17 protein-coding genes and 1 riboswitch are annotated in these 19625 nt (G+C 52.7%); of the genes, 7 read left to right on the top strand and 10 right to left on the bottom strand.

What is annotated here, in order from left to right; translation table 11 throughout:
• Nucleotides 1-306 precede the first annotated feature (306 nt).
• From fba to rpoE, 4 genes are all read right to left on the bottom strand, one after another.
• Nucleotides 307-1161 (bottom strand): class II fructose-1,6-bisphosphate aldolase, encoded by an 855-nt coding sequence (gene fba, locus HYD27_RS28220; protein ID WP_219220901.1) that lies wholly within the window; start codon nucleotides 1159-1161, stop codon nucleotides 307-309.
• Nucleotides 1162-1365: 204 nt separating this feature from the next.
• The gene (locus tag HYD27_RS28215; protein ID WP_219220900.1) at nucleotides 1366-1752 is read right to left on the bottom strand and encodes a response regulator; all 387 of its coding nucleotides are present in this window, start codon (nucleotides 1750-1752) and stop codon (nucleotides 1366-1368) included.
• Nucleotides 1753-2076: 324 nt separating this feature from the next.
• Nucleotides 2077-3684, bottom strand: a complete 1608-nt coding sequence (locus tag HYD27_RS28210) for a CTP synthase (RefSeq protein WP_219220898.1) — start codon at nucleotides 3682-3684, stop codon at nucleotides 2077-2079.
• A gap of 368 nt (nucleotides 3685-4052) precedes the next feature.
• The gene (gene rpoE / locus HYD27_RS28205) at nucleotides 4053-4616 is read right to left on the bottom strand and encodes a DNA-directed RNA polymerase subunit delta (protein WP_219220896.1); all 564 of its coding nucleotides are present in this window, start codon (nucleotides 4614-4616) and stop codon (nucleotides 4053-4055) included.
• Nucleotides 4617-5016: 400 nt separating this feature from the next.
• Here rpoE and HYD27_RS28200 point away from each other — a divergent pair, with 400 nt between their 5' ends.
• Complete coding sequence (locus HYD27_RS28200; protein WP_219220895.1) at nucleotides 5017-6183, top strand: S8 family peptidase; 1167 nt, start codon at nucleotides 5017-5019, stop codon at nucleotides 6181-6183.
• Nucleotides 6184-6663: 480 nt separating this feature from the next.
• On the opposite strand, the gene argS is transcribed toward HYD27_RS28200, so the two are convergent.
• From argS to HYD27_RS28175, 5 genes are all read right to left on the bottom strand, one after another.
• A complete protein-coding gene (argS, locus tag HYD27_RS28195) occupies nucleotides 6664-8349 on the bottom strand; it encodes an arginine--tRNA ligase (protein WP_219220893.1) in 1686 nt (561 codons plus the stop codon).
• On the bottom strand, nucleotides 8346-8789 hold the full coding sequence (locus HYD27_RS28190) for a YwiB family protein (RefSeq protein ID WP_219220892.1): 444 nt from the start codon (nucleotides 8787-8789) through the stop codon (nucleotides 8346-8348). The genes argS and HYD27_RS28190 overlap by 4 nt, the downstream gene beginning before the upstream one ends.
• Nucleotides 8790-8908: 119 nt before the next feature.
• Nucleotides 8909-9577: a GNAT family N-acetyltransferase gene (locus HYD27_RS28185; protein WP_219220890.1), complete on the bottom strand. Its 669-nt coding sequence runs from the start codon at nucleotides 9575-9577 to the stop codon at nucleotides 8909-8911.
• Nucleotides 9578-9618: 41 nt separating this feature from the next.
• Nucleotides 9619-10287 carry a GNAT family N-acetyltransferase gene (locus tag HYD27_RS28180; protein ID WP_219220888.1) on the bottom strand — a complete coding sequence of 223 codons (669 nt, stop codon included), beginning with the start codon at nucleotides 10285-10287 and terminating at the stop codon, nucleotides 9619-9621.
• 15 nt (nucleotides 10288-10302) lie between these two features.
• Nucleotides 10303-11160, bottom strand: coding sequence for a carbon-nitrogen hydrolase family protein (locus tag HYD27_RS28175; protein WP_219220887.1), 858 nt, complete (start codon nucleotides 11158-11160; stop codon nucleotides 10303-10305).
• A 197-nt stretch (nucleotides 11161-11357) separates the two neighbouring features.
• Between HYD27_RS28175 and HYD27_RS28170 the strand changes: the two genes are divergently transcribed.
• The 3 genes from HYD27_RS28170 (at nucleotide 11358) to HYD27_RS28160 (ending at nucleotide 14926) form a co-directional block, all read left to right on the top strand.
• Entirely contained in the window at nucleotides 11358-13430 is a 2073-nt protein-coding gene (locus HYD27_RS28170) for a transglycosylase domain-containing protein (RefSeq protein WP_219220886.1), read from the top strand.
• Between the two features lie 101 nt (nucleotides 13431-13531).
• Nucleotides 13532-14215: a DNA-3-methyladenine glycosylase gene (locus HYD27_RS28165; protein WP_219220884.1), complete on the top strand. Its 684-nt coding sequence runs from the start codon at nucleotides 13532-13534 to the stop codon at nucleotides 14213-14215.
• Nucleotides 14216-14452: 237 nt separating this feature from the next.
• On the top strand, nucleotides 14453-14926 hold the full coding sequence (locus HYD27_RS28160) for an AbrB/MazE/SpoVT family DNA-binding domain-containing protein (RefSeq protein WP_219220882.1): 474 nt from the start codon (nucleotides 14453-14455) through the stop codon (nucleotides 14924-14926).
• Between the two features lie 139 nt (nucleotides 14927-15065).
• On the opposite strand, the gene HYD27_RS28155 is transcribed toward HYD27_RS28160, so the two are convergent.
• Nucleotides 15066-15572, bottom strand: coding sequence for a YwhD family protein (locus tag HYD27_RS28155; protein WP_219220881.1), 507 nt, complete (start codon nucleotides 15570-15572; stop codon nucleotides 15066-15068).
• A gap of 153 nt (nucleotides 15573-15725) precedes the next feature.
• Between HYD27_RS28155 and HYD27_RS28150 the strand changes: the two genes are divergently transcribed.
• From HYD27_RS28150 to HYD27_RS28140, 3 genes are all read left to right on the top strand, one after another.
• The gene (locus HYD27_RS28150; RefSeq protein WP_219220879.1) at nucleotides 15726-17738 is read left to right on the top strand and encodes a M1 family metallopeptidase; all 2013 of its coding nucleotides are present in this window, start codon (nucleotides 15726-15728) and stop codon (nucleotides 17736-17738) included.
• A gap of 11 nt (nucleotides 17739-17749) precedes the next feature.
• Nucleotides 17750-18580: a hypothetical protein gene (locus HYD27_RS28145; RefSeq protein WP_219220878.1), complete on the top strand. Its 831-nt coding sequence runs from the start codon at nucleotides 17750-17752 to the stop codon at nucleotides 18578-18580.
• A gap of 219 nt (nucleotides 18581-18799) precedes the next feature.
• Nucleotides 18800-18939, top strand: a riboswitch (cyclic di-AMP (ydaO/yuaA leader).
• Nucleotides 18940-18996: 57 nt separating this feature from the next.
• Entirely contained in the window at nucleotides 18997-19425 is a 429-nt protein-coding gene (locus HYD27_RS28140) for a C40 family peptidase (protein WP_219220915.1), read from the top strand.
• The last annotated feature ends 200 nt before the right edge of the window (nucleotides 19426-19625 follow it).

Here is a 19625-nt window from a genome sequence, read left to right as displayed (position 1 = left end):
TTATCCGGTTCCCCCTACGTGTATTGCAGCTTGCCCTGGCAATACCTGCTGTGGCTTTGCTTAGTAATGATGATCAGAAACGGATGCGCCGTCCTTACAACAAGGACGGCACCGTTTCCAAAAAGCGAATACAATACAAGGACTGGTTGCCGCCTTAGGCAATAACCCCTTATATTAAATGGAAAGACACCGGCTAGGCGGTGCTCTCCATATCAAACTATTCAGCTGGACAACGTTGCAGTAGTTGGCAAATAGGAAAGTGCAGCGACAGCTCAAGGAAGCCTGTCCGCTTGCATCGTGAAAGGATTAGGCTTTGTTGTTGGAACCAAACTCGCGGATTTTGCCGATAACGGTTTGTTTGATGGCTTCGCGGCCTGGTGCGATGAATGTACGAGGATCGTAAGCATCCGGTTTAGCAGCAAGCACTTCGCGAACAACCTTAGCAAAAGCAATCTGGTTTTCAGTGTTCACGTTGATTTTGGAAGTACCCAGGGAAATGGATTTCTTGATGTCATGCTCAGGAATACCTGTACCGCCATGAAGAACCAATGGGAGGTTAACCGCATCGCGGATTTCTTCCATTTCTTTGAATCCCAGGTTAGGCTCACCATGGTAAGGACCATGTACGGAACCAAGTGCAGGAGCAAGGGTATCGATGCCGGTTTCTTTGACGATACGCACGCACTCGTTCAGGTCCGCATATTGAATGCCGCCGATTACGTCGTCTTCCTGCCCGCCGACAGTACCTACTTCTGCTTCTACAGAAACGCCTTTAGCATGTGCATATTCGACGACTTTTTTGGTCATTTCGATATTCTCATCGATTGGGTGATGGGAACCGTCGATCATTACGGATGTGAATCCGGCGTCGATCGCTTCTTTACACTTGTCGAAGCTGGAACCGTGGTCCAGGTGAATGGCAACAGGAACAGTAATCTTCAAATCATGAATAAGACCTTCAACCATCTTAACAACTGTGTAGAAGCCGCCCATATGTCGAGCTGCGCCTTCGGATACGCCAAGGATTACTGGTGACTTCTCTTCTTCTGCGGCACCAAGAATCGCTTGTGTCCACTCCAGGTTGTTGATGTTGTACTGGCCAACAGCGTATTTCCCCTCAAGTGCTTTGGTTAACATGTCTGTCATTGATACTAATGGCATGGTTTCAATCCTCCTAAAATGTTGAGTTGCTTATATAAGCCGACATCACATACAGGCCTATTATAGCACATCCTGTGTCAAATACTAAATAGGATATACAAAAAAATGTCCCGGTGGGACGTTATTCGACCACCCCATACTCCAGGCAGACTCTCCTCTTTAGAGTATCCATAAAGGAAGATTCCCAAACTGTCGATTCCTAAGCTAGCTGCATTGGTCTATCGACTTATTGTTAAGGTGCATGTTCACGGCTACCCGCATCTCATCAATATCAAAAGGCTTCGTAAAATGCATCAAAGCCCCCAGCTTAGTCGCTTCCTTGATCATATCCAGTTCACCGTAAGCAGTCATCATAATGACCTTGATATCCGGATTGATCTCTTTCAAATGCTTCAGGATCTCAAGCCCGTCCATTCCCGGAATTTTCATATCGAGCAAGACTAGATCAGGGGATTCGCTGCGGACAATGTCCAATGCCAATTTTCCGTTAGCTGCTTGAAATGTGGCATACCCTTCACTATTGAATACTTCCATGAGGAGAATCCGGATTCCGTTCTGATCATCGACAATTAACACTTTCTTTTTTTCCATAACCATACCCTCCCAGAATTTGAAGCAGATTGTCCATACCGCGCACCCGCACAGCTAACGGCCCCTTAACAAAATAGTCTATACGAAACCTATTATTCGTTCCTTACAGTCAAAATCCTGCTAATTGGTTAAAATGCGTAAATCTATGTCATTTTATGGACTGTAATCAGACGCGAGGAGCAGATAATAGCTGCTTCAAAGTCAGGCGGCACCGCTTCTTGAGAGAAATATAAGGATTGCATAGTGCATTAACCCTATATAATTTCAAAGAAAGCCTCCGGATCGGAGGCTCGGCCAGGGCCTTATACGGGCCTTTTCTTTGGATTACAGCTGTTCGGAATGCGTTAATGAGGCATTGACAAATTCACGGAAAAGCGGCTGCGGACGATTCGGACGGGAGGTGAACTCCGGATGAAACTGCACAGACAGGAACCACGGGTGACCCGGAAGCTCGACAATCTCCACCAGGCGGCCATCCGGAGAGGTTCCGGAGATGACGAGGCCGGCTTTTTCAATCTCATCACGGTAGGCATTGTTGAACTCATACCGGTGACGGTGGCGTTCATATACCAACTCATCGTCATAGCAGGACATCGCGAGTGATTCAGGGAGAAGCTTGCATGGGTAAAGACCAAGACGCATTGTTCCGCCCATATCCTCGATATCCTTCTGCTCCGGCAGCAAGTCAATCAGCGGATGGGGTGTAGCCGGATCAATCTCCGAGCTGTTCGCACCTGCCAGTCCCAGAATGGAACGTCCGTATTCAATAACGGAAACCTGCATGCCCAGGCAGATGCCGAAGAAAGGAATGGATTGCTCGCGGGCATAACGGATAGCAGAAATCTTGCCTTCGATTCCCCGGTCGCCGAAGCCGCCCGGAACGAGTATGCCGCCAATGCCGCCCAGCAGCTCGCCTACATTCCCGTCGGTCACAAGCTCAGCATCCACCCAACGGACCTTCACATCCGCATTAGCGGCAAAACCTGCATGCGAAAGAGATTCCACTACGCTCAAATAAGCATCATGCAAGGCTACATATTTGCCGACGATGGCAATCTCAACGGTGCGCTCCAGCTTCTGAATCCTTCCCAGCATATCTTCCCATTCGCGCATATCCGGAGCAGGCGTCGTCAGCTTCAGGTGGTTCACTACGATTTCGTCCAGGCCTTCATCGCGAAGGTTGAGAGGAACTTCATACAGGGTTGAAGCATCGCGGCATTCCACTACTGCGTTGGCGTCGATGTCGCAGAACAAGGCAATTTTGGCCTTCATATCATCAGAAAGCGCATATTCCGTGCGGCATACAATGACATTCGGCTGAATCCCGATACTGCGCAGCTCTTTGACGCTATGCTGTGTCGGTTTGGTTTTGACTTCCCCCGCGGCCTTGATATATGGAATCAGGGTTACGTGAATGTACATTACATTTTCGCGGCCAATGTCGCTTTTGATCTGACGGATGGCTTCCAGAAACGGCAAGCTTTCGATATCGCCCACGGTACCGCCGATTTCTGTAATGACCACATCAGATCCAGTCTCACGGCCTGCGCGGAATACACGCTCCTTAATCTCGTTCGTGATGTGCGGAATGACTTGAACTGTACCGCCCAAGTACTCCCCGCGCCGCTCTTTGCTGATGACCGAGGAATAAATTTTACCGGTTGTGACATTGCTGTTCTTCGAGAGATTAATATCTATAAACCGTTCATAGTGCCCAAGGTCCAGGTCCGTTTCCGCCCCATCGTCGGTTACAAACACTTCGCCATGCTGATAAGGACTCATGGTTCCAGGGTCTACGTTAATGTAAGGATCGAATTTCTGAATCGTCACCTTCAAGCCTCTGTTCTTGAGCAGCCTGCCCAAAGAAGCAGCGGTAATGCCTTTGCCCAGGGAGGACACAACGCCACCCGTTACAAAAATATACTTTGTCACTGTAAAACCCTCCTAAATAAAGTCCAGAAATTCAGGTGACGCTTGGTGTTTATCGTAACCCTTTTTTCCATTATCAAAACGGGGAACCCAAAAGCTGCTTCCAAATGAATCCCGAAAAACCATCCAGGAAGAAATGGCCTTGCCGTCCACTGAAGGAGGCGTCCGTTTCTCCAGAAAAATAAGGATAATTAATAACGTGAAACATATGAATTCTTATCTTTAAAAAAACAAAAAAGTGACACCCGTAGAACCGGGGCACTTTTTATTTTAGAAAACAATATTAACTTCCACTATAAGCCCATGCAATAGTTTACTCTGACGGTCCCACCCATGTCAAGGGAGGAATTGCACCATACTTGTACACTATTCTAATAATTATCGCTCTCGTCCTCATCATCGGCATCTTCCGCTTCGCCGTCTTCGGAATCCTCTTCATCCACTTCGTCTTCATCAATGTCTTCTTCATCAATCACAACATCTTCGTCGACTTCTTCTTCGCTGTCGTCGTCGGAATAGAGGTCATCGCGATCTTCATCGATAGCATCGAAGTCCTCTTCTTCAGCAGCGTAGTTTTCTTCTTCTTCCACGAAGTCATCGTCTTCCAGATCGTCATCCTCGTCATTAATGATACGTGGACGCTTGGAGTTGCCGACCGGGTCATCGGAGCGTTCCAGCGGATACCAGCGCTTCAATCCCCACAGGTTGGTTCCGACGCAGGCAAAACGCCCGTCAATGTTGATCTCGGTATATAACTGGGCAATAGTATCGTTGGTTTCTTCGTCTGTCATGCCGCGCAGCTTGGCCACTTCGACCATCAGATCACGGTAATAATAGGGGGTGTTGGCCGCTTTAAGCACCAGGAAAGCCAGATCCACCATCGGCATTTCTTTTACTTTCTCGGGGTCCAGCTTTAAATTGAGTGGCGTACTCACTAAAGGACACTTCCTCTCACGCTTTGTTCACATTACCGTTAATTTCTATTCCATAATATCCATTAACAAAACTAAGTAAAACCTATTTGGCAGCAAATTGCAAGTCAATTGCGTCCGGCTGAATTATGTATTCCCGGGCTCCCCGGAAAACTTCTTCTTCCCTAACATTAAAAAGGCGGAGGAAGTCCCTCCGCGCATGACTGTATCCACGCCAAGGATCGGCTCCTTACGGGATGTTGCAAAGAGAACTTGCGGTCTCTTCTGTTTATTTTATGTAAAGCTCCGCTTTTTGACACGATGGGCAGCCCATTTCGCTAAAAAAGGGCAAGTTCCCATTCGGACGTCCGCCTCCTTTCATACAATATGGCAGCACGGCACCGAGGAGGGGACGGCGTAACTTATGGATTATTACGGATTTTGGCAGATGCTGCTTGATGAGATACCGGCTGCCCCCAAAAAAACAGAGCGGCGCATTGTAACTTTCAATGATCCCCGCCAGTATGCCGGAGCGCTGTCAGAGTGGAAATCGCTGAAGGCGAAGACACCGGGATTGCGGCAAATAAAGATGTCCCCGCTGATCCGGGCGTTTTTTGTGCCCGCCGCTGCGGCAGGCAAGCTGCTTCATAAATTTGAAGGTGCTCTAAGCATCGAAGAGGATTCACGGATACAAGTCCACGCAGTGGCCCCTGAAAAAGCGGGCACCTCCGTGATGCCATGGGGTGTGAAAGCGATTCATGCCCCGCAAGCCTGGTCCAAATCGACTGGCGTGCATGTCAGGATCGGCGTCATTGATACGGGGGCCGACTACCGCCACCCGGATCTCAAGCATTCGCTGGCCTCGGGCGTAAACCTGCTCCACCGCGGTATGCTGCCGCTCGATGACAACGGGCACGGCACCCATATCGCCGGCACACTTGCAGCAGCCGGCGGCACCCGCGGCATGATGGGCGTAGCACCGCGGGCGCTGCTGTACCCGGTCAAGGCTTTTGACCACAGCGGATCCGCCTATGTGTCGGACATTGTACTAGGCATCGACTGGTGCGTACAGAACAAGATGGATATCATTAATATGAGCTTCGGCATGAAAACAAGAAGCAAAGCCCTTCACGATGTGGTGATCAAGGCCTACCGGGCCGGGATCGCCATCGTCGCCTCCTCCGGCAACGACGGCAAGCGCGGCGGAGACTATCCCGCCCGCTACCCCGAGACGATCGCCGTCGGCGCCCTTGACCGAAGGCACCGCGTCGCGGCCTTCAGCAACCGGGGTCCGTATATCGACGTATACGGACCCGGCGAAGGCGTGCCCTCCTGCTGGCTGAAGGAGGGCTACAAAGAGATGAGCGGCACCTCCATGGCGACCTCGCATGTCACGGGAGCCGCCGCCTTGCTGCTCGCGCTGCGCCCGGGCCTCTCGCCCCGGGAGCTGAAGCTGCTCCTGCGCCGCACAGCCTCGCCGGTGCGGCTGCGCAAGGGCCAGCGCCGCGCGGCCTTGGGCGGCGGCGCGGCCGATGCCCTGCGCCTGCTGCGGGCAGGCGCGCGGGCGAAGCGGGCCGCCGCGAAGGCGTAGCGGCGGGCCGGCGACGGGCTAGCAGCGGGCGCGGCCCATAAGGCCCCTGAGCCGGGGGGCCTCATGGGCCTCTCTTGCGCTAAGCCGGAGAGGCTTGCGTTCTCCCCAAAGCCGGGCGGACTGCCGCTTCCCCGGCAGCACCAGGTCGCCTTGAGCCCTGAGCTGTGAGTTAGCCCAAGTGGAAAAAGTGAATTTAAATCTGCGCATCCCGCTCTCACACAAGCATTAGTGGGAAAAAGTAAGCCTAATCCTGCTGATTCATGCCTTTACAGGGAATTCGCTTAACTTAAGTCTACTAATTCCAACTAATCCCCGCCGCGGGACGCTTTTGAGCACATTTAAGTGTACTAATTCCACTTCGCCTCCCTGCAGCTCTCCGCGATCAGGCGTCCCCCGCAGGAAAAATATAATTTCCTGAACATTAAGCAAAAGCTCCGCCCCAGCCATACGGGGAGGAGCTTTGGTGTGCAAGCCGGACCGTTACATCCGGTCCGGTGCGGTAACGCCGACGAGGCGCAGCACGTTGGCGATTGTAGTCCGCGCCGCGCCCAGCAGGGCAAGGCGGGCTACGGTCTGGGCGGCATCCTCGGTGATGACGCGTTCCGCTTTGTAGTAGCTGTGGAACAGCGAGGCCAGATCATACACGTAGCGGATCAGGCGATGCGGTGCATAGCTGCCTGCGGCAATCTCGATCTCCGCAGGCAATTCGCCGATTTTGCGCAAAAGATCATATTCATGAGCAGCGGTCAGCTTCGAGTAGTCGATCCCGGCAGCATCCGGCAGCACAATGCCCTGTTCCTCCGCCTGGCGGAAAATGCTGCAAATCCGCGCATGCGCATATTGGACATAGAATACAGGATTTTCATTGGAGGTGGAGACAGCCAGGTCCATATCGAAGTCCAGATGCGAGTCCATGCTGCGCATCGTGAAGAAATAACGGATGGCATCGATTCCGACCTCTTCCATCAGGTCTTCCATCGTCACCGCCTTGCCGGTGCGCTTGGACATTTTGACCTTTTCGCCGTCCTGGAACAGGCTGACCATTTGGGCGATCAGCACAACCAGCTTCTCCGGATCATTGCCAAGCGCGGACATGGCAGCTTTCATCCGGGGAATATAGCCGTGGTGATCAGCACCCCAAATGTTAATCATTTTATCGTAGCCCCGGCCGTATTTGTCGTTGTGGTAAGCGATATCCGGCGTCAGGTAGGTGTAGGTTCCGTCGTTCTTAATCAGCACCCGGTCTTTGTCGTCGCCGTATTTGGTCGTTTGCAGCCAGGTTGCCCCGTCCAGCTCGTAGACTTCGCCGCGCTCGCGCAGCTCATCCAGGGAACGCAGCACCTCTCCGTTCTCGTACAGCGAGGTTTCACTGAACCAGATGTCAAAGCTTACACGGAAACGGCCCAGGTCGCGTTTGATTTTGTCCAGCTCCTTGGTGAGGCCGTAGGTGCGGAAGAAAGCGGCACGCTCGCCCGGGGTCATGGACAGCAGAGCATCGCCTTTTTCGGCTACCAGTTCTTTGGCAAAGCCCTTGATATCTTCGCCATGGTAACCGTCTTCCGGCATTTCCGCCGGCTGGCCCAGCTCCTGCAGGTAGCGGGTTTCGATGGATTTGCACAGGTTAGCAACCTGGTTCCCGGCATCATTGATGTAATACTCGCGGGTCACCTGATAACCGGCAAAATCCAGCACGTTGCAGAGCGCGTCGCCGACAGCGGCGCCCCGGGCATGTCCCAGATGCAGGCTGCCCGTAGGGTTGGCGCTGACAAATTCCATCTCGATCCTTTGGCCCCGGCCTGCATTGATGCGGCCATAATCGTCTCCCTGATCGGCCACGAGGGCGATTACCGGGTACAGATAGCTTTTGGACAGCGTAAAGTTTATAAAGCCAGGCCCGGCGATTTCGGCCTTTTCAATAGAAGCGCTGCCCTTATCCAGATGCTCGATAATCGCTTCAGCAATCTGCCGCGGATTACGCTTGGCAATCTTGGTAAGCTGCATCGCCGCATTGGTTGCCAAGTCGCCGTGGGCTTTGTCCTTCGGCACCTCCAGCACGATGAACGGAAGCTCCTCTCTGGTAACCAGGCCAGCGGCTACAATGGCGCCGGATATCGCTTCCTTCACCCGTTCATTGGCTGACTGAAGCGGATTTTGACTTTGTGTCATGATTGTGGTTCCTCCTGTATATGCAAACTTATAGCGAACTGTCCCGATAGTTCCCCGTACACGTAGAGATCATATTCCCATGAAACCGCAAGCGACCTTCCATCGCGCTTAATGTCGAGTTTCCGGGTGTCGGTGGAGAGATTAAACTGTGTATAAGACGAGCGGTAGAACCCCGGCAGGCGTTGTCCCTGCTCAAAGGACTGCTCCGACTGAACGCCGCCGTGACGGATCAGCTTCAGTCCGCTGTCCGATATCTTCAAGGTGCTGCGGACAGAAACCTCCTCGCCCTTGGGGCCAGGCTGCGTTTCTTCATAGCGGATATACAGCAGCTGCCCTTTGGCAATGGCCTCTCCTGCTGTATGCACTACATTCCGCTCTCCGCCCTGCACACTCTCCAGCAATATGAAAACGCCGTATTTGCCGGACTGTACTTCAGTCATCACATGTTCCTCGCTTGTTCATACTTATATTCATCTAAGTCATATTCGCTTTCCCATTGTACACTATATCCAGATCGGATGAGCAATTCAATGTCTATTTATATAGTCCTTTAAAATATTCACAGCGGCAGCAGAGCAACGGTGTCCCTGCTCTTAAGCTGCCCTACCATGGACGTCCAGGCTTCCGGCTTATCCGCAAGCACCGCGTAATAACGGGTCAGAAAATCGGCAACCAAAGACGCCTCTATCTGCTTCAAATCCTCATTGCCGGGCATAAAACACAGATCCAGACCCGATACCGCTTCACCGTCACCCTGCCATGAGGGGTGAACGTAAGGAAAATCGAGACGCTTATACCCGAGATGAGACAGTACCTCGCGGCGGACAAACGGGTCCATGGGCTTAATGCCTCCAAAAGCATGCTCCACCCGGTAGGGATCATAAATCTCGGCGAACATGCCGAACAGCTCTTGGCCATTGCCGGCTGCCAGCCTCTGCAGGTCTTTCAGCCGGCTCTGTGCCAGGAAGCGGCCTACTCCCAGCCCCTCCCGGCCAATGATAGTGAAATCGGTCATCGCCACATTCCAGTCGGCATAATAACGGTATTCGGTCGTACCCACAACGGCCCCTTCATGCACGGCAGCAAATACACGGATGCCCGGATCCTCCAAAGGCTCCTTCCATAGACTGTATTCGAGCACTTCCTCCGGCGGGAACACTTCCGACAGCAGCTTATGTACTTGACTGAACAAGGGGTCTGCCACACTTGTAATTCTTCTATACTCCATATTCAAGAATCTCCTCCGGTTCTGAAATAGACATTTTCCACTTATAAAAAAGGATTGCGCCACTCCATCAGCGCAGCGTAATTGCCTGATTCCTCGTCTTCCAGATAATCAGCCACTACTCCAACCGGAGATCTTCCGCAGCGCAGCAGGAAGGTGATTACAGGATCGGACCATTTCCCGGCCACCACTCCGGCCAAGTACTCTTCCGCTGTCATATGGACAGCCTGCAGATGATACCCTGGCATTCGGCCGGCTCCAAGCAGCCGTTCCAGCTTCTGCTCCACTACCGTATGATACAGCGACTGTACCAGCTCCTTGCCCAGCCCAAGCTTGCGGTATTTGGGACGGACACACAGATCGGCAATATACAGGGTATTCCCGTCCGTCCGGTGCGTAGTAATATATCCATCTGCCGTAACCTCCGACCAGGTATGGTGAAGGGCCGGAGCTTCGGGGTCGAAACGGATTTTCAGTCCTGTTACCGACCCGGCCAGTTCCCCTTCCACCTCCACACATAACGCACCTTCCGGAAAAAGCGACACATGATTCAGCAACTGCTCCCGGCTCCACCATAATTCCGCAGGATAAGGAGGCGGAAAGGCTTCGGCTTGAAGGGTAATCAGTTCCGTAAAATCGGCTTCCGTATAGCTGCGGATCACCGCAGGCACCGGATTTTTACCATTAAAAGCGTAGAAATTCCTGTAATACATTTCTCTTCTTCCCCCTTACACCCAGTCGGTGTACAAATCCGTCCGGCGGTCACGCCACGTGGTTACGGACCCGCGTTCACGAACGCGGTACAGCAGCTCCAGATCTAAATCGGCGGTGATAATCATCGCGTCGTTGATTTCCCCCTCGGCCAGCAGGCCCTGCGGAGGAAACGGGATGTCATTGGGGGTAATGACCGCTGCCTGGCCATAGTTCGCCCGCATCAGATCTACGGTAGGCAGCGAGCCTACAGTGCCTGTCAGCACGACATAGACTTGATTTTCAATAGCACGGGCATGGCTGGTGTATCTCACCCGGTGGAAGCCATGGCGGTCATCCGTGCAGGAAGGGCAGAAGATCACATCCGCTCCCTTGGCTCTCGCCATGCGCACAATTTCCGGAAATTCGATATCGTAGCAGGTCAGCATGGCGATGGTGCCTTTGTCCGTCCGGAACACCTCCAGCCCTTCACCTGCGCCCATATTCCAGCCCTCCGCTTCAGCCGGTGTAATGTGCAGCTTGGCCTGCTCGGCGATTCTTCCGTCCGGATAAAAAAGATGGGCCACATTGTAGAGCTTATCGTTCCTGCGCAGCACATGGGTCCCGCCGATAATATGCACAGTATATTTCTTGGCATACCCGGAGAACAGCTTCCGGTAACGGTCTGTAAACTGCGGCAGATCCTCTATGCCGAGGGCATTTCCCTGTCCATCGCCTATGGACATCAGCTGTGTCGTAAGAAACTCGGGGAACAGAATGAATTCGGCGCCGAATTCCATGGCTGTCTTTATATAATGCTCGCACTCGGCGGCAAACTCATCAAAAGAGGAAATAGTATGCAGATGATATTGTACGGCGGATACGCGAAAGGCCATGGAGCAGTCCTCCTAAGCGGGATATAGGCTTGCATTCGTAAAGCACCTAAAATTTTACCATAACGGATCACAAAATCACACATGGGAGAAATGCTGACCTTTTCTGGAATGAGACGGTGCTTCATGAATATCCAGGCGCTTCCTTCCCCATAATGAGAATTGACAAGTCAAGCCAAATACAGAAGGAGCCTGATGCCATGCCGCGCGAACCTGTTACACCCCGGAAACCCAAACGCCGCCTCCGCCGGCTGTTCCGGCTGCTGGCCGTGATGAGCGTGCTTTTGGTACTGGCGGCTGGCGCACTGCTCGGCTACCTGTATCAAAAGGACCTTCCGCCGGCCGCCGATGATGTCCGTTCCAAGCTGCTTGATTCCCGCGGGAATGTGCTGGCTGCCTTCACCTCAGACGGCCGCAGCCGCGATCCTGTAACGCTCAGCCAGATTTCCCCGCTGCTCATACAGGCTACGCTGGCAGTGGAGGACCGCAAGTTCTACAGCCACGCCGGCTTTGATATCAAGGGCATGGGCCGGGCTGTGCTTGCCAATCTGGAATCAGGCGACCGTACGCAAGGGGCCAGCACCTTAACCCAGCAGCTTGCGCGCAATCTCTACCTGAGCCATGAGAAGACATGGACCCGCAAGGCCAAGGAAGCCCTTTACACAATGCAGCTTGAAATGAAATACAGCAAAGACGAAATCCTGAACATGTATCTGAATGAAATTTATTATGGTCATGGCGCCTACGGTATCGAAGCGGCTTCAAGAATGTATTTTGGCAAAGCGGCGGCAGATCTCGATCTTGCGGAAAGTGCCATGCTTGCCGGAATCCCCAAAGGCCCGACCTACTATTCCCCATACACAAATATGGACAATGCCAAGAAACGCCAGCGGATTATTCTGGAGGCGATGACGGAAATGGGCGATATTACCGAGGCCCAGGCTGCTGCTGCCAATCTGGAGACCTTGAGCTTCAAGCCTCAGGGTGAAAAGGATACGACCGTTGCCGCACCTTACTTCCGCGACTATGTCCGCAGCCTGGTCATCGACTCCCTGCAGATCAGCCTCGAAGAGCTGGAGCAGGGCGGGCTAAATGTATATACAACGCTTGATCCCGATATGCAGCAGGCTGCGGAGGAGGCCGTTGAGCAGGGCATGGACCCCGGCAGTGATTTGGAGACTGCCCTTGTGTCCATTGATCCCCGTACAGGCTACATCAAAGCGATGGTCGGGGGCAAAAATTACCGGACCAACCAATTCAACCATGCACTGGCGACTACTCGGCAGCCCGGGTCGTCTTTTAAGCCTATCATGTACCTAACCGCACTGTCCTCCAAAAGCATGACGGGACTGTCCGTCTTCAACAGCCAGCCGACGCTGTTCCACTATGATAATGACCGCAAAACCTATCAGCCCAAAAACTTCGGCGACAAGTATCTGGGCGAAATCAACATGCGGCAGGCCATTGCCGCCTCCGACAATATCTATGCAGTGAACACGATTATGAAAATCGGCGCGGATAAGGTCGCCGAAATGGCGGCTAAAATGGGTATCAGCAGCCCGCTGCAGAGCGTGCCCTCCCTGGCGCTGGGCACTTCGCCTGTCAGTCCGCTGGAGATGGCGTCCGCCTTCGCCGTGATCGGCGGGGGCGGGGTGAAGCTTCCGGCTACGGCTATTCTGAAGATTACCGATGCCCAGGGAAAGCTTCTGTATGAAGCCCCCCAGGCGCAAGGAGAGAAGGTTGTAGATCCAGCGGCGGCCTATGTGCTGACCCGGCTCATGGAAGGCGTATTCGAGAGCGGGGGAACAGGCAATCGTGTAGCATCTATTATTAAGCGTCCTGTAGCCGGCAAGACCGGTACTACCGATACCGATGGCTGGATGGTCGGATTCACGCCTGAGCTGTCTACGGCTGTCTGGGTCGGATATGACAAGGGACGCGATATAGCCACGGCAGACGGGCGGCGTGCTGCCCCGATCTTCGCCCAATTCACAGAAAAAGCACTGGAAAACGTTCCGCCGAAAATTTTCCCGATTCCTGACGGCGTGGTCAGTGTGTATATCAATCCGCAGTCCGGAAAGCTTGCGACGGCGGCTTGTCCCGAGAAGGAGCTGGAAACCTTCATCAGCGGAACGGAGCCTACGGAATACTGTGATCAGCACGGCCCAGCCGATTCCGCCGATCCTGCCGGCGGCACCACAGCTCCCCCGGATGCGGACATAAAAGAGGAGCACTCCCTGTGGAATGATATCAAGCGCTGGTGGATGAACTGATCCCGGTTGCTCCCATCCGGCTCATGCGATACGATGGGACCAATCAACGAGGCGGGCACCGAAAGATGTGTCCGTTTCGGGCAGAGAGGGGTCATTTATCTATGGAGCTGAAGGACAATCCCGGCGAATGGGAAGGATGCCGGACCAGAAAACTGTTGAACCCGGATGTATTTAAGCTTACTGCGCTCCAAGCTGCACCGCTTCTTCTGGGACAGCATCTGGTCCGGCGGACCGAGGACGGGGAGATCCGCTGCCGGATCGTAGAAACAGAGAGCTATGGCGGCGCGGAAGATAAGGGCAGCCATGCGTATGGGGGACGCCGGACAGCGCGTACTGAAGTCATGTTCAGCTCCGGCGGAACTGCCTACGTGTATCTCATATACGGTATGTACCACTGCGTCAATGTGGTGACTGCCGCTGAACATGATCCGCATGCTGTCCTGATTCGTGCGGTAGAGCCGCTTAACGCCGCCGATGCGGAGATGATGGCGGCATACCGGGGCATCGCCGTCAAGAAGGCGGCCAGCCTGTCCGGCGGACCGGGTAAGCTGTGCCGGGCATTGCGCATTGACAAAAGCCTGAACGGATACCGGCTGGATGATCCGGGCGGGCCGCTGCGGCTGGAGCAGGGAGAACCGCCGGAGACGCTGGATATTGTCCAGGCGCCGCGCATAAATATTCCTTATGCCGAAGAATATGCACCGCTTCCCTGGCGTTTCTACCTCCGGGGCAACCCTTATGTCTCTGTCATCGATAAACAGGCACAGTCCTTTCACCTTGACTAAAGATTGGCGGTGCTGTTTCGCCAGCCGAAAATTGGGTAAAAAACAAAAGAACCCTAATTAATCTCTCCTTTCGGACTTCCCGGATGGAGAGGTTTTTAAATTTAGACAAAGAATCTTCCTGAATTTAACAAAAAACTCTATATATGAATGCGCTTTCCCCGTTCTCATAACTTACAATTACTGCTATAATCATAGATATCCACAAAAAAATATAAAGATGTAAATGAGGGACATGGGATGAAAGATACAGGCATGATCCGGAGTTTAGACAGTCTTGGTAGAATTGTGGTTCCCGTAGAAATCCGAATGACACGCAATATTGACATTGGGGATCCTATCGAATTTTTTATTTTGAACGAAGAAATTATCGTACTCAGAAAGTACACCTCAACTGAATGCACGTTCTGCAGAAGCCTTGATCATGTGACCTACTATAAAGATCAGTTCATTTGCAACAGCTGTCTGAAAGAGCTCAGCAATCCTGAACGCCCGGCCGGTGAGGCCGTGCAGCCCCAGAGCATCCCCGAAGCCGCCCCTGAACCAAGATCCGGGGGACGGCGTACCAAAACTGAAGAAATGAGTCAGCGTCTGGAGAAGGCCATAGAGGACCATCCATACGCCAACCAGAAGGAGCTTGCCGAGGTTCTTGGCATCAGTCAAGCCCGTGTAAGCCAGCTCAAGCGCAAGCTTAACCTGCTCAGCAGATCATAGGATTATAAGCTGTACCCCGGCATTCTGCAATTTCATACACAATACAAACAGCCAGGCTCTCCTGCAAGGGAGGGTCTGGCTGTTTGCGGAATGCAGATTCCTCCGGTCTATCGAGAACAGACTGGGGGAAGTAATGCGCTTATTCTGACAATGCCGCCTTAATCTCCTCGCTTGAAGCGTCCCACCACTCCGCATTATGGGCAACCAGCAGCGACTTCAGCGCAGCCTTGTCCGCCGCTCCAAGTCCTTCCAGGATAATTCTCCGCTTCAGGGCCGAGTCCAGCTTGTTCACATGATCGGCAAGAATCTTCCAACCACGGCGGGCTTCCGTATCAATCCACATCTCGCAGGCAGTGATTCCGCCATAGGACTGGCCTTCAGGTGTGCGGTCCACTGCAACCCACACCACCCAGACCTGTCTTCCGTTTGGCACATCCTCACGGTTCGGGCTGAACTTTATACCCTTCTCCACTTTACTCTTGGCATGCATGGCACCGATATCGATAACGGCTTCACCGCCGTCAATAATGACCGGCGATACATTGTTCAAATCGATGGAGCCTGCGCCGAAGCCCTTATGCTTGCTCTTGGCATTCACAATATTTAGAGCCATCGGTTTTTTGCCCTCTGGTTGGTTGTTATCCACAAGTGCACATCCTTCCCTTTCACTAATAGAACATGAACTTGAGAATGTCAGGCTCATTCTCAAGTTCATCTTATTTAATTTAATTTTAGCTAATAATGCGGCGATTGCAAACATATACATCCCGTAGATGCTTGTCACGGGAGGAATCACAGTATGAAGCCACTGTCATTAAGGTACACCCTCATCTTTGCGGTCCTGGCCACCATCACTCTTCTGGGAGGCGTAATCTGGGCCCTTGCCGGGAACAAGCCTGCCGTCCTGGCTTCTGCCGCTCCAAAAGAGGCCAAGTCCCCTGCTGCCGCGCAGATCAAAGCAACGCAGCCGGTTCTCCCCGAGAGTAAGCCGCTCCCCGTCTCGGAGGCCTTAAGCCAGCGGGTAACCGAATATCATCTCGACGCGCAGCTTATTCCTTCAGCCGGGTTAATAAGTGGCTCCGAGACGGTCACCTGGACCCACCCCGGCCTAAAACCGGTACAAGACCTCTACTTTCACCTGTATCCCAATGCCTTTGCCTCCGACGATACCACCTTCATGAAGGAATCCGGAGGAACACTGCGCGGGGATACAATGCCGGCGAACGGCTACGGCAGCATAACCCTGACGGATTTGCGGACCACCGATGGGGTTTCGCTCATGCAGCGGCTGCAGTATGTCCAGCCCGATGACGGCAACGTGAATGACAAGACACTGGTCAAGGTGCATCTTCCCCAGCCTGTGAACGGCGGAGAAAGTGTCACACTCAAGCTGAAGTTCGAAGTCAAGCTGCCCCAAATATTCGCCCGCATGGGAGTTGCAGGAGATTTTGTAATGGCTGGACAATGGTTCCCCAAAATCAGTGTCTATGAGCCTGCAGGCACCAGGGGCGTGGAGCAGGAGGGCTGGAATCTGCATCAGTACCACGGCACCTCCGAATTCTACAGCGACTTCGGGATCTACAACGTTACCCTTTCCGTGCCCGCCAATTACACTGTTGCCGCAACCGGCTTCCCGGTAAAGACCGCCAAGCTGAAGCAGGATCAGAAAATCTACCAGTTCTACGCCGATGATGTTCATGATTTCGCCTGGGCCGCCTCACCCGATTTTGTAGTTGCGGAGGAAGCCTTCTCGGCACCTAATGTGCCTGGAGTAAGGATCAAGCTCTACCTGGACCCGCTGCACAAGGAGTTGCAGGAGCGGTATTTCCAGGCCGCCAAGGCAGCTCTGAGCGCCTTCAGCAAATGGTATGGCCCTTACCCTTACTCCACGCTGTCTATCGTCGTTCCTCCCAAGGAAGGGAATGGTGCAGGGGGGATGGAATATCCCACGCTCATTACCGCTTTTGGCGCATCTGACGATGCCCCAGGCACCCAGCTTGAACGTACCGTTATCCATGAAATCGGGCATCAGTTCTTTTATGGCATAGTCGCCAGCAATGAATTTGAGGAGGCCTGGCTGGATGAGAGCTTCACCTCTTACGCGGAGGACCGGCTTATGGAGCAGGAGTATGGTGTGGCGTCCAATCTTCCGCTGCAGGCCAGTCTGGTGTCCTCTTCGCAGCCGCTCACTCTGGAGACCTGGAAATATACCGGAGATGATGCCTACACCCGCAATGTGTACATCCGGGGCAAGCTGGTGCTCAAAGATATCGAGCAGCAGGTGGGAAGCCAAACGATGGATACCATCATGGCCACCTATGCCCGCAAATACCGCTTCCGTCATCCTTCTACCGCAGATTTCCAAAAAATCGTAGAAAAAGTGACCAAAAAATCATGGCAGTCTTATTTCGACCAATATGTTTACAGCGGCGGCGCCCCTGATTTTGCCGTGGACGACATCGTAAATACCGTAAATAAAACGGAAGCGGAAACAGAAGGTCTCCGTTATGAATCCTCTGTTGCGGTAAGCAATAAAGGCAGCCGGTACGAGGATGTGTCCATAAAGTTCACATTCTCAGATGGATATACCGTTCAGCGGTATTGGAATGGGGAAGAGAAGCAAACCATATTTCAGTTGTCCTACAAAGCGCCGCTGATCTCGGCAGAGATTGATCCGGAGCATTCCATCCTTCTGGAGAGCAGGCATCTGAATAATTTCAGGCTCGCCGAGCTGGAACCTGTTACGCTCTCACGCTGGACGCTTAGTCTAACCAACCTGATTGAAAACCTGCTCGGAACTCTTGTCTGGTGAGGTGAAGGATTGTGAAAAGATCGATAACCCGCGGCTGGCACAGCATGAAAGAGCAATTTTATATCCTGATTCTGTTATTTATCTACCGGCTGTTCTGGGGATATTTCATGTATAAATTCGTCAAAGGCGCTGTGGTTCCGGTACTGCTGCGTTATCCTGACCAGCAGGCAGGCGGCAGTGGAATGGGCAGGCTGCTCTATTATGTGGAAGGACAGTTTGCACTGGGCAACGATCCCGGAGTGCAGCGCTGGCTCTGGATGCTGTTGGCGCTGAGCGCAGTCAGGCTGCTTATCTCCCCTTTCATCCGCGCAGGGCTGCTGCATGAGCTGCATCAGGAACGCAAGGGAGAGCGTGGAATGTTCTTTTTTCCGGGCATGCGGTTGTATGGGCTTCCGGTGCTGCTGTTCAGTCTCGCAGAGTGGGCGCTTGCTGTGCTCCCCCTGTACTGGCTTCTCCCCAAAATGTACAGCCTGCTGCTTAGCGGCGTTCTGGATTATAAGCTGCTGCTGAAGCTGGTTCCCTACATTCTGGCCTGGCTCCTGTATCTGTTCTTCATTCGCAAGCTGCTGTTGTACATGCAGTTCGGGTATACGGCCGGTACAGGAATCCTATCGTCTCTGCTTGTTTTTTTGAAGGTACTGGTTCCTTCCGTGGGAGTATCCATTATATTGGGTGCAGGCGGGCTGGCGATGATGCTTGTGTGCGGAGTGACTGCGATTCTGTGTCCGGGATTGCCGGCTTTGCTGCTCCGCCAGTTCTCCCCGCTCCCTACTACACTGTTCCGAATGTGGGGAACCGCCGCACAATATCATCTTTGGTGCAGTAAATCATTCCCACAATAATTGAGCCGTCCAGCCGGCATAATAAAAGAGTCACTGCTCCTTCCGGGGGAGCGGGACTCTTTTTTGGGTTACAAAGTGACTAAGAGTATTTGCAAAACTGTAAATCCTCTGGTACAATGATGCCTGTACTACTAGTAACAACTTTGTAATCTTTATGTCATCAATTACTTAATCGCAACATTCGATGTTTTTGAAACTTGTCGATACGTCGCTCTTCTGGTGCATAAAACGCCAAATTCCCTGCACCGGGAAGCGGGGGAACCATATTTTGGGTGAATTGATCTCGCTTTAGAGGGGTCATAGGGGAACCTTCTACCGAATCCTTAAGCTAACCTCGCAGGCCTTTGGAAGGAGTACATCTTTTGAGAAGTCAGAATTTCAAAAAAAAATGCACAGCAGCAGCACTTGGACTAGTGATGGTATTCACAATAGGGGCTGGCAGCGCTTCTGCGGACTCCAAGTTGGACACCGTTATCTCCAAAACAATTGGAACGACCTATAAATTCGGAGGCACCAGCACGAACGGTTTCGATTGCTCCGGATTCACCAGTTACGTGTTCAAGAGTATCGGACTTACCCTGCCGCGCACGTCAAAGGCTCAATTCAAGGTCGGAACCTCTGTATCACGCAGCAATCTGCGTTCAGGCGATCTGGTTTTCTTCAACACCTTCGGATCGGGAGTTTCCCATGTCGGCATTTATGTCGGCAACGGTAAGTTCGCACAATCCTCCACTTCACGCGGTGTAACAATAACCTCGTTGAGCGAAGCTTACTGGGCCAACCGCTACGTTGGCGCCAAACGGGTAATGAGCACTACAGCGTATAAGGCTGTTGCCTACGATTGATCAGCTTTTATCCCCTCAACAGTACTGCCTCTAACAAATAAATGTAACTTATACGAGCCCGGAGCTGATTATTGCCGTAATCATTTCCGGGTTTTCTCTCTTCCTTATTCTCCCTTTTACACAATTTTCGGGACACTGAAACACCTTTTTGCTAAATATTCCAATAAAATTCCCTATAAAGCTGGGTAAAGCTTACTCAG

This window comes from Paenibacillus sp. S150 (genome assembly GCF_019352175.1).
Taxonomy (GTDB): domain Bacteria; phylum Bacillota; class Bacilli; order Paenibacillales; family Paenibacillaceae; genus Paenibacillus_AQ.
Note: the sequence above shows the minus strand (reverse complement) of the source record. Positions and strands in the feature narration are given on the sequence as shown.

Excerpts from the sequence above, each read along its gene's own strand:
- fba (WP_219220901.1), bottom strand. The coding sequence starts at position 1,161 with ATGCCATTAGTATCAATGACAGACATGTTAACCAAAGCACTTGAGGGG.
- HYD27_RS28150 (WP_219220879.1), top strand. The coding sequence starts at position 15,726 with ATGAAGCCACTGTCATTAAGGTACACCCTCATCTTTGCGGTCCTGGCC.
- HYD27_RS28170 (WP_219220886.1), top strand. The coding sequence starts at position 11,358 with ATGCCGCGCGAACCTGTTACACCCCGGAAACCCAAACGCCGCCTCCGC.
- HYD27_RS28200 (WP_219220895.1), top strand. The coding sequence starts at position 5,017 with ATGGATTATTACGGATTTTGGCAGATGCTGCTTGATGAGATACCGGCT.
- HYD27_RS28185 (WP_219220890.1), bottom strand. The coding sequence starts at position 9,577 with ATGGAGTATAGAAGAATTACAAGTGTGGCAGACCCCTTGTTCAGTCAA.
- argS (WP_219220893.1), bottom strand. The coding sequence starts at position 8,349 with ATGACACAAAGTCAAAATCCGCTTCAGTCAGCCAATGAACGGGTGAAG.
- HYD27_RS28140 (WP_219220915.1), top strand. The coding sequence starts at position 18,997 with ATGGTATTCACAATAGGGGCTGGCAGCGCTTCTGCGGACTCCAAGTTG.
- HYD27_RS28160 (WP_219220882.1), top strand. The coding sequence starts at position 14,453 with ATGAAAGATACAGGCATGATCCGGAGTTTAGACAGTCTTGGTAGAATT.
- HYD27_RS28190 (WP_219220892.1), bottom strand. The coding sequence starts at position 8,789 with ATGACTGAAGTACAGTCCGGCAAATACGGCGTTTTCATATTGCTGGAG.
- HYD27_RS28175 (WP_219220887.1), bottom strand. The coding sequence starts at position 11,160 with ATGGCCTTTCGCGTATCCGCCGTACAATATCATCTGCATACTATTTCC.
- HYD27_RS28215 (WP_219220900.1), bottom strand. The coding sequence starts at position 1,752 with ATGGAAAAAAAGAAAGTGTTAATTGTCGATGATCAGAACGGAATCCGG.
- HYD27_RS28180 (WP_219220888.1), bottom strand. The coding sequence starts at position 10,287 with ATGTATTACAGGAATTTCTACGCTTTTAATGGTAAAAATCCGGTGCCT.
- HYD27_RS28165 (WP_219220884.1), top strand. The coding sequence starts at position 13,532 with ATGGAGCTGAAGGACAATCCCGGCGAATGGGAAGGATGCCGGACCAGA.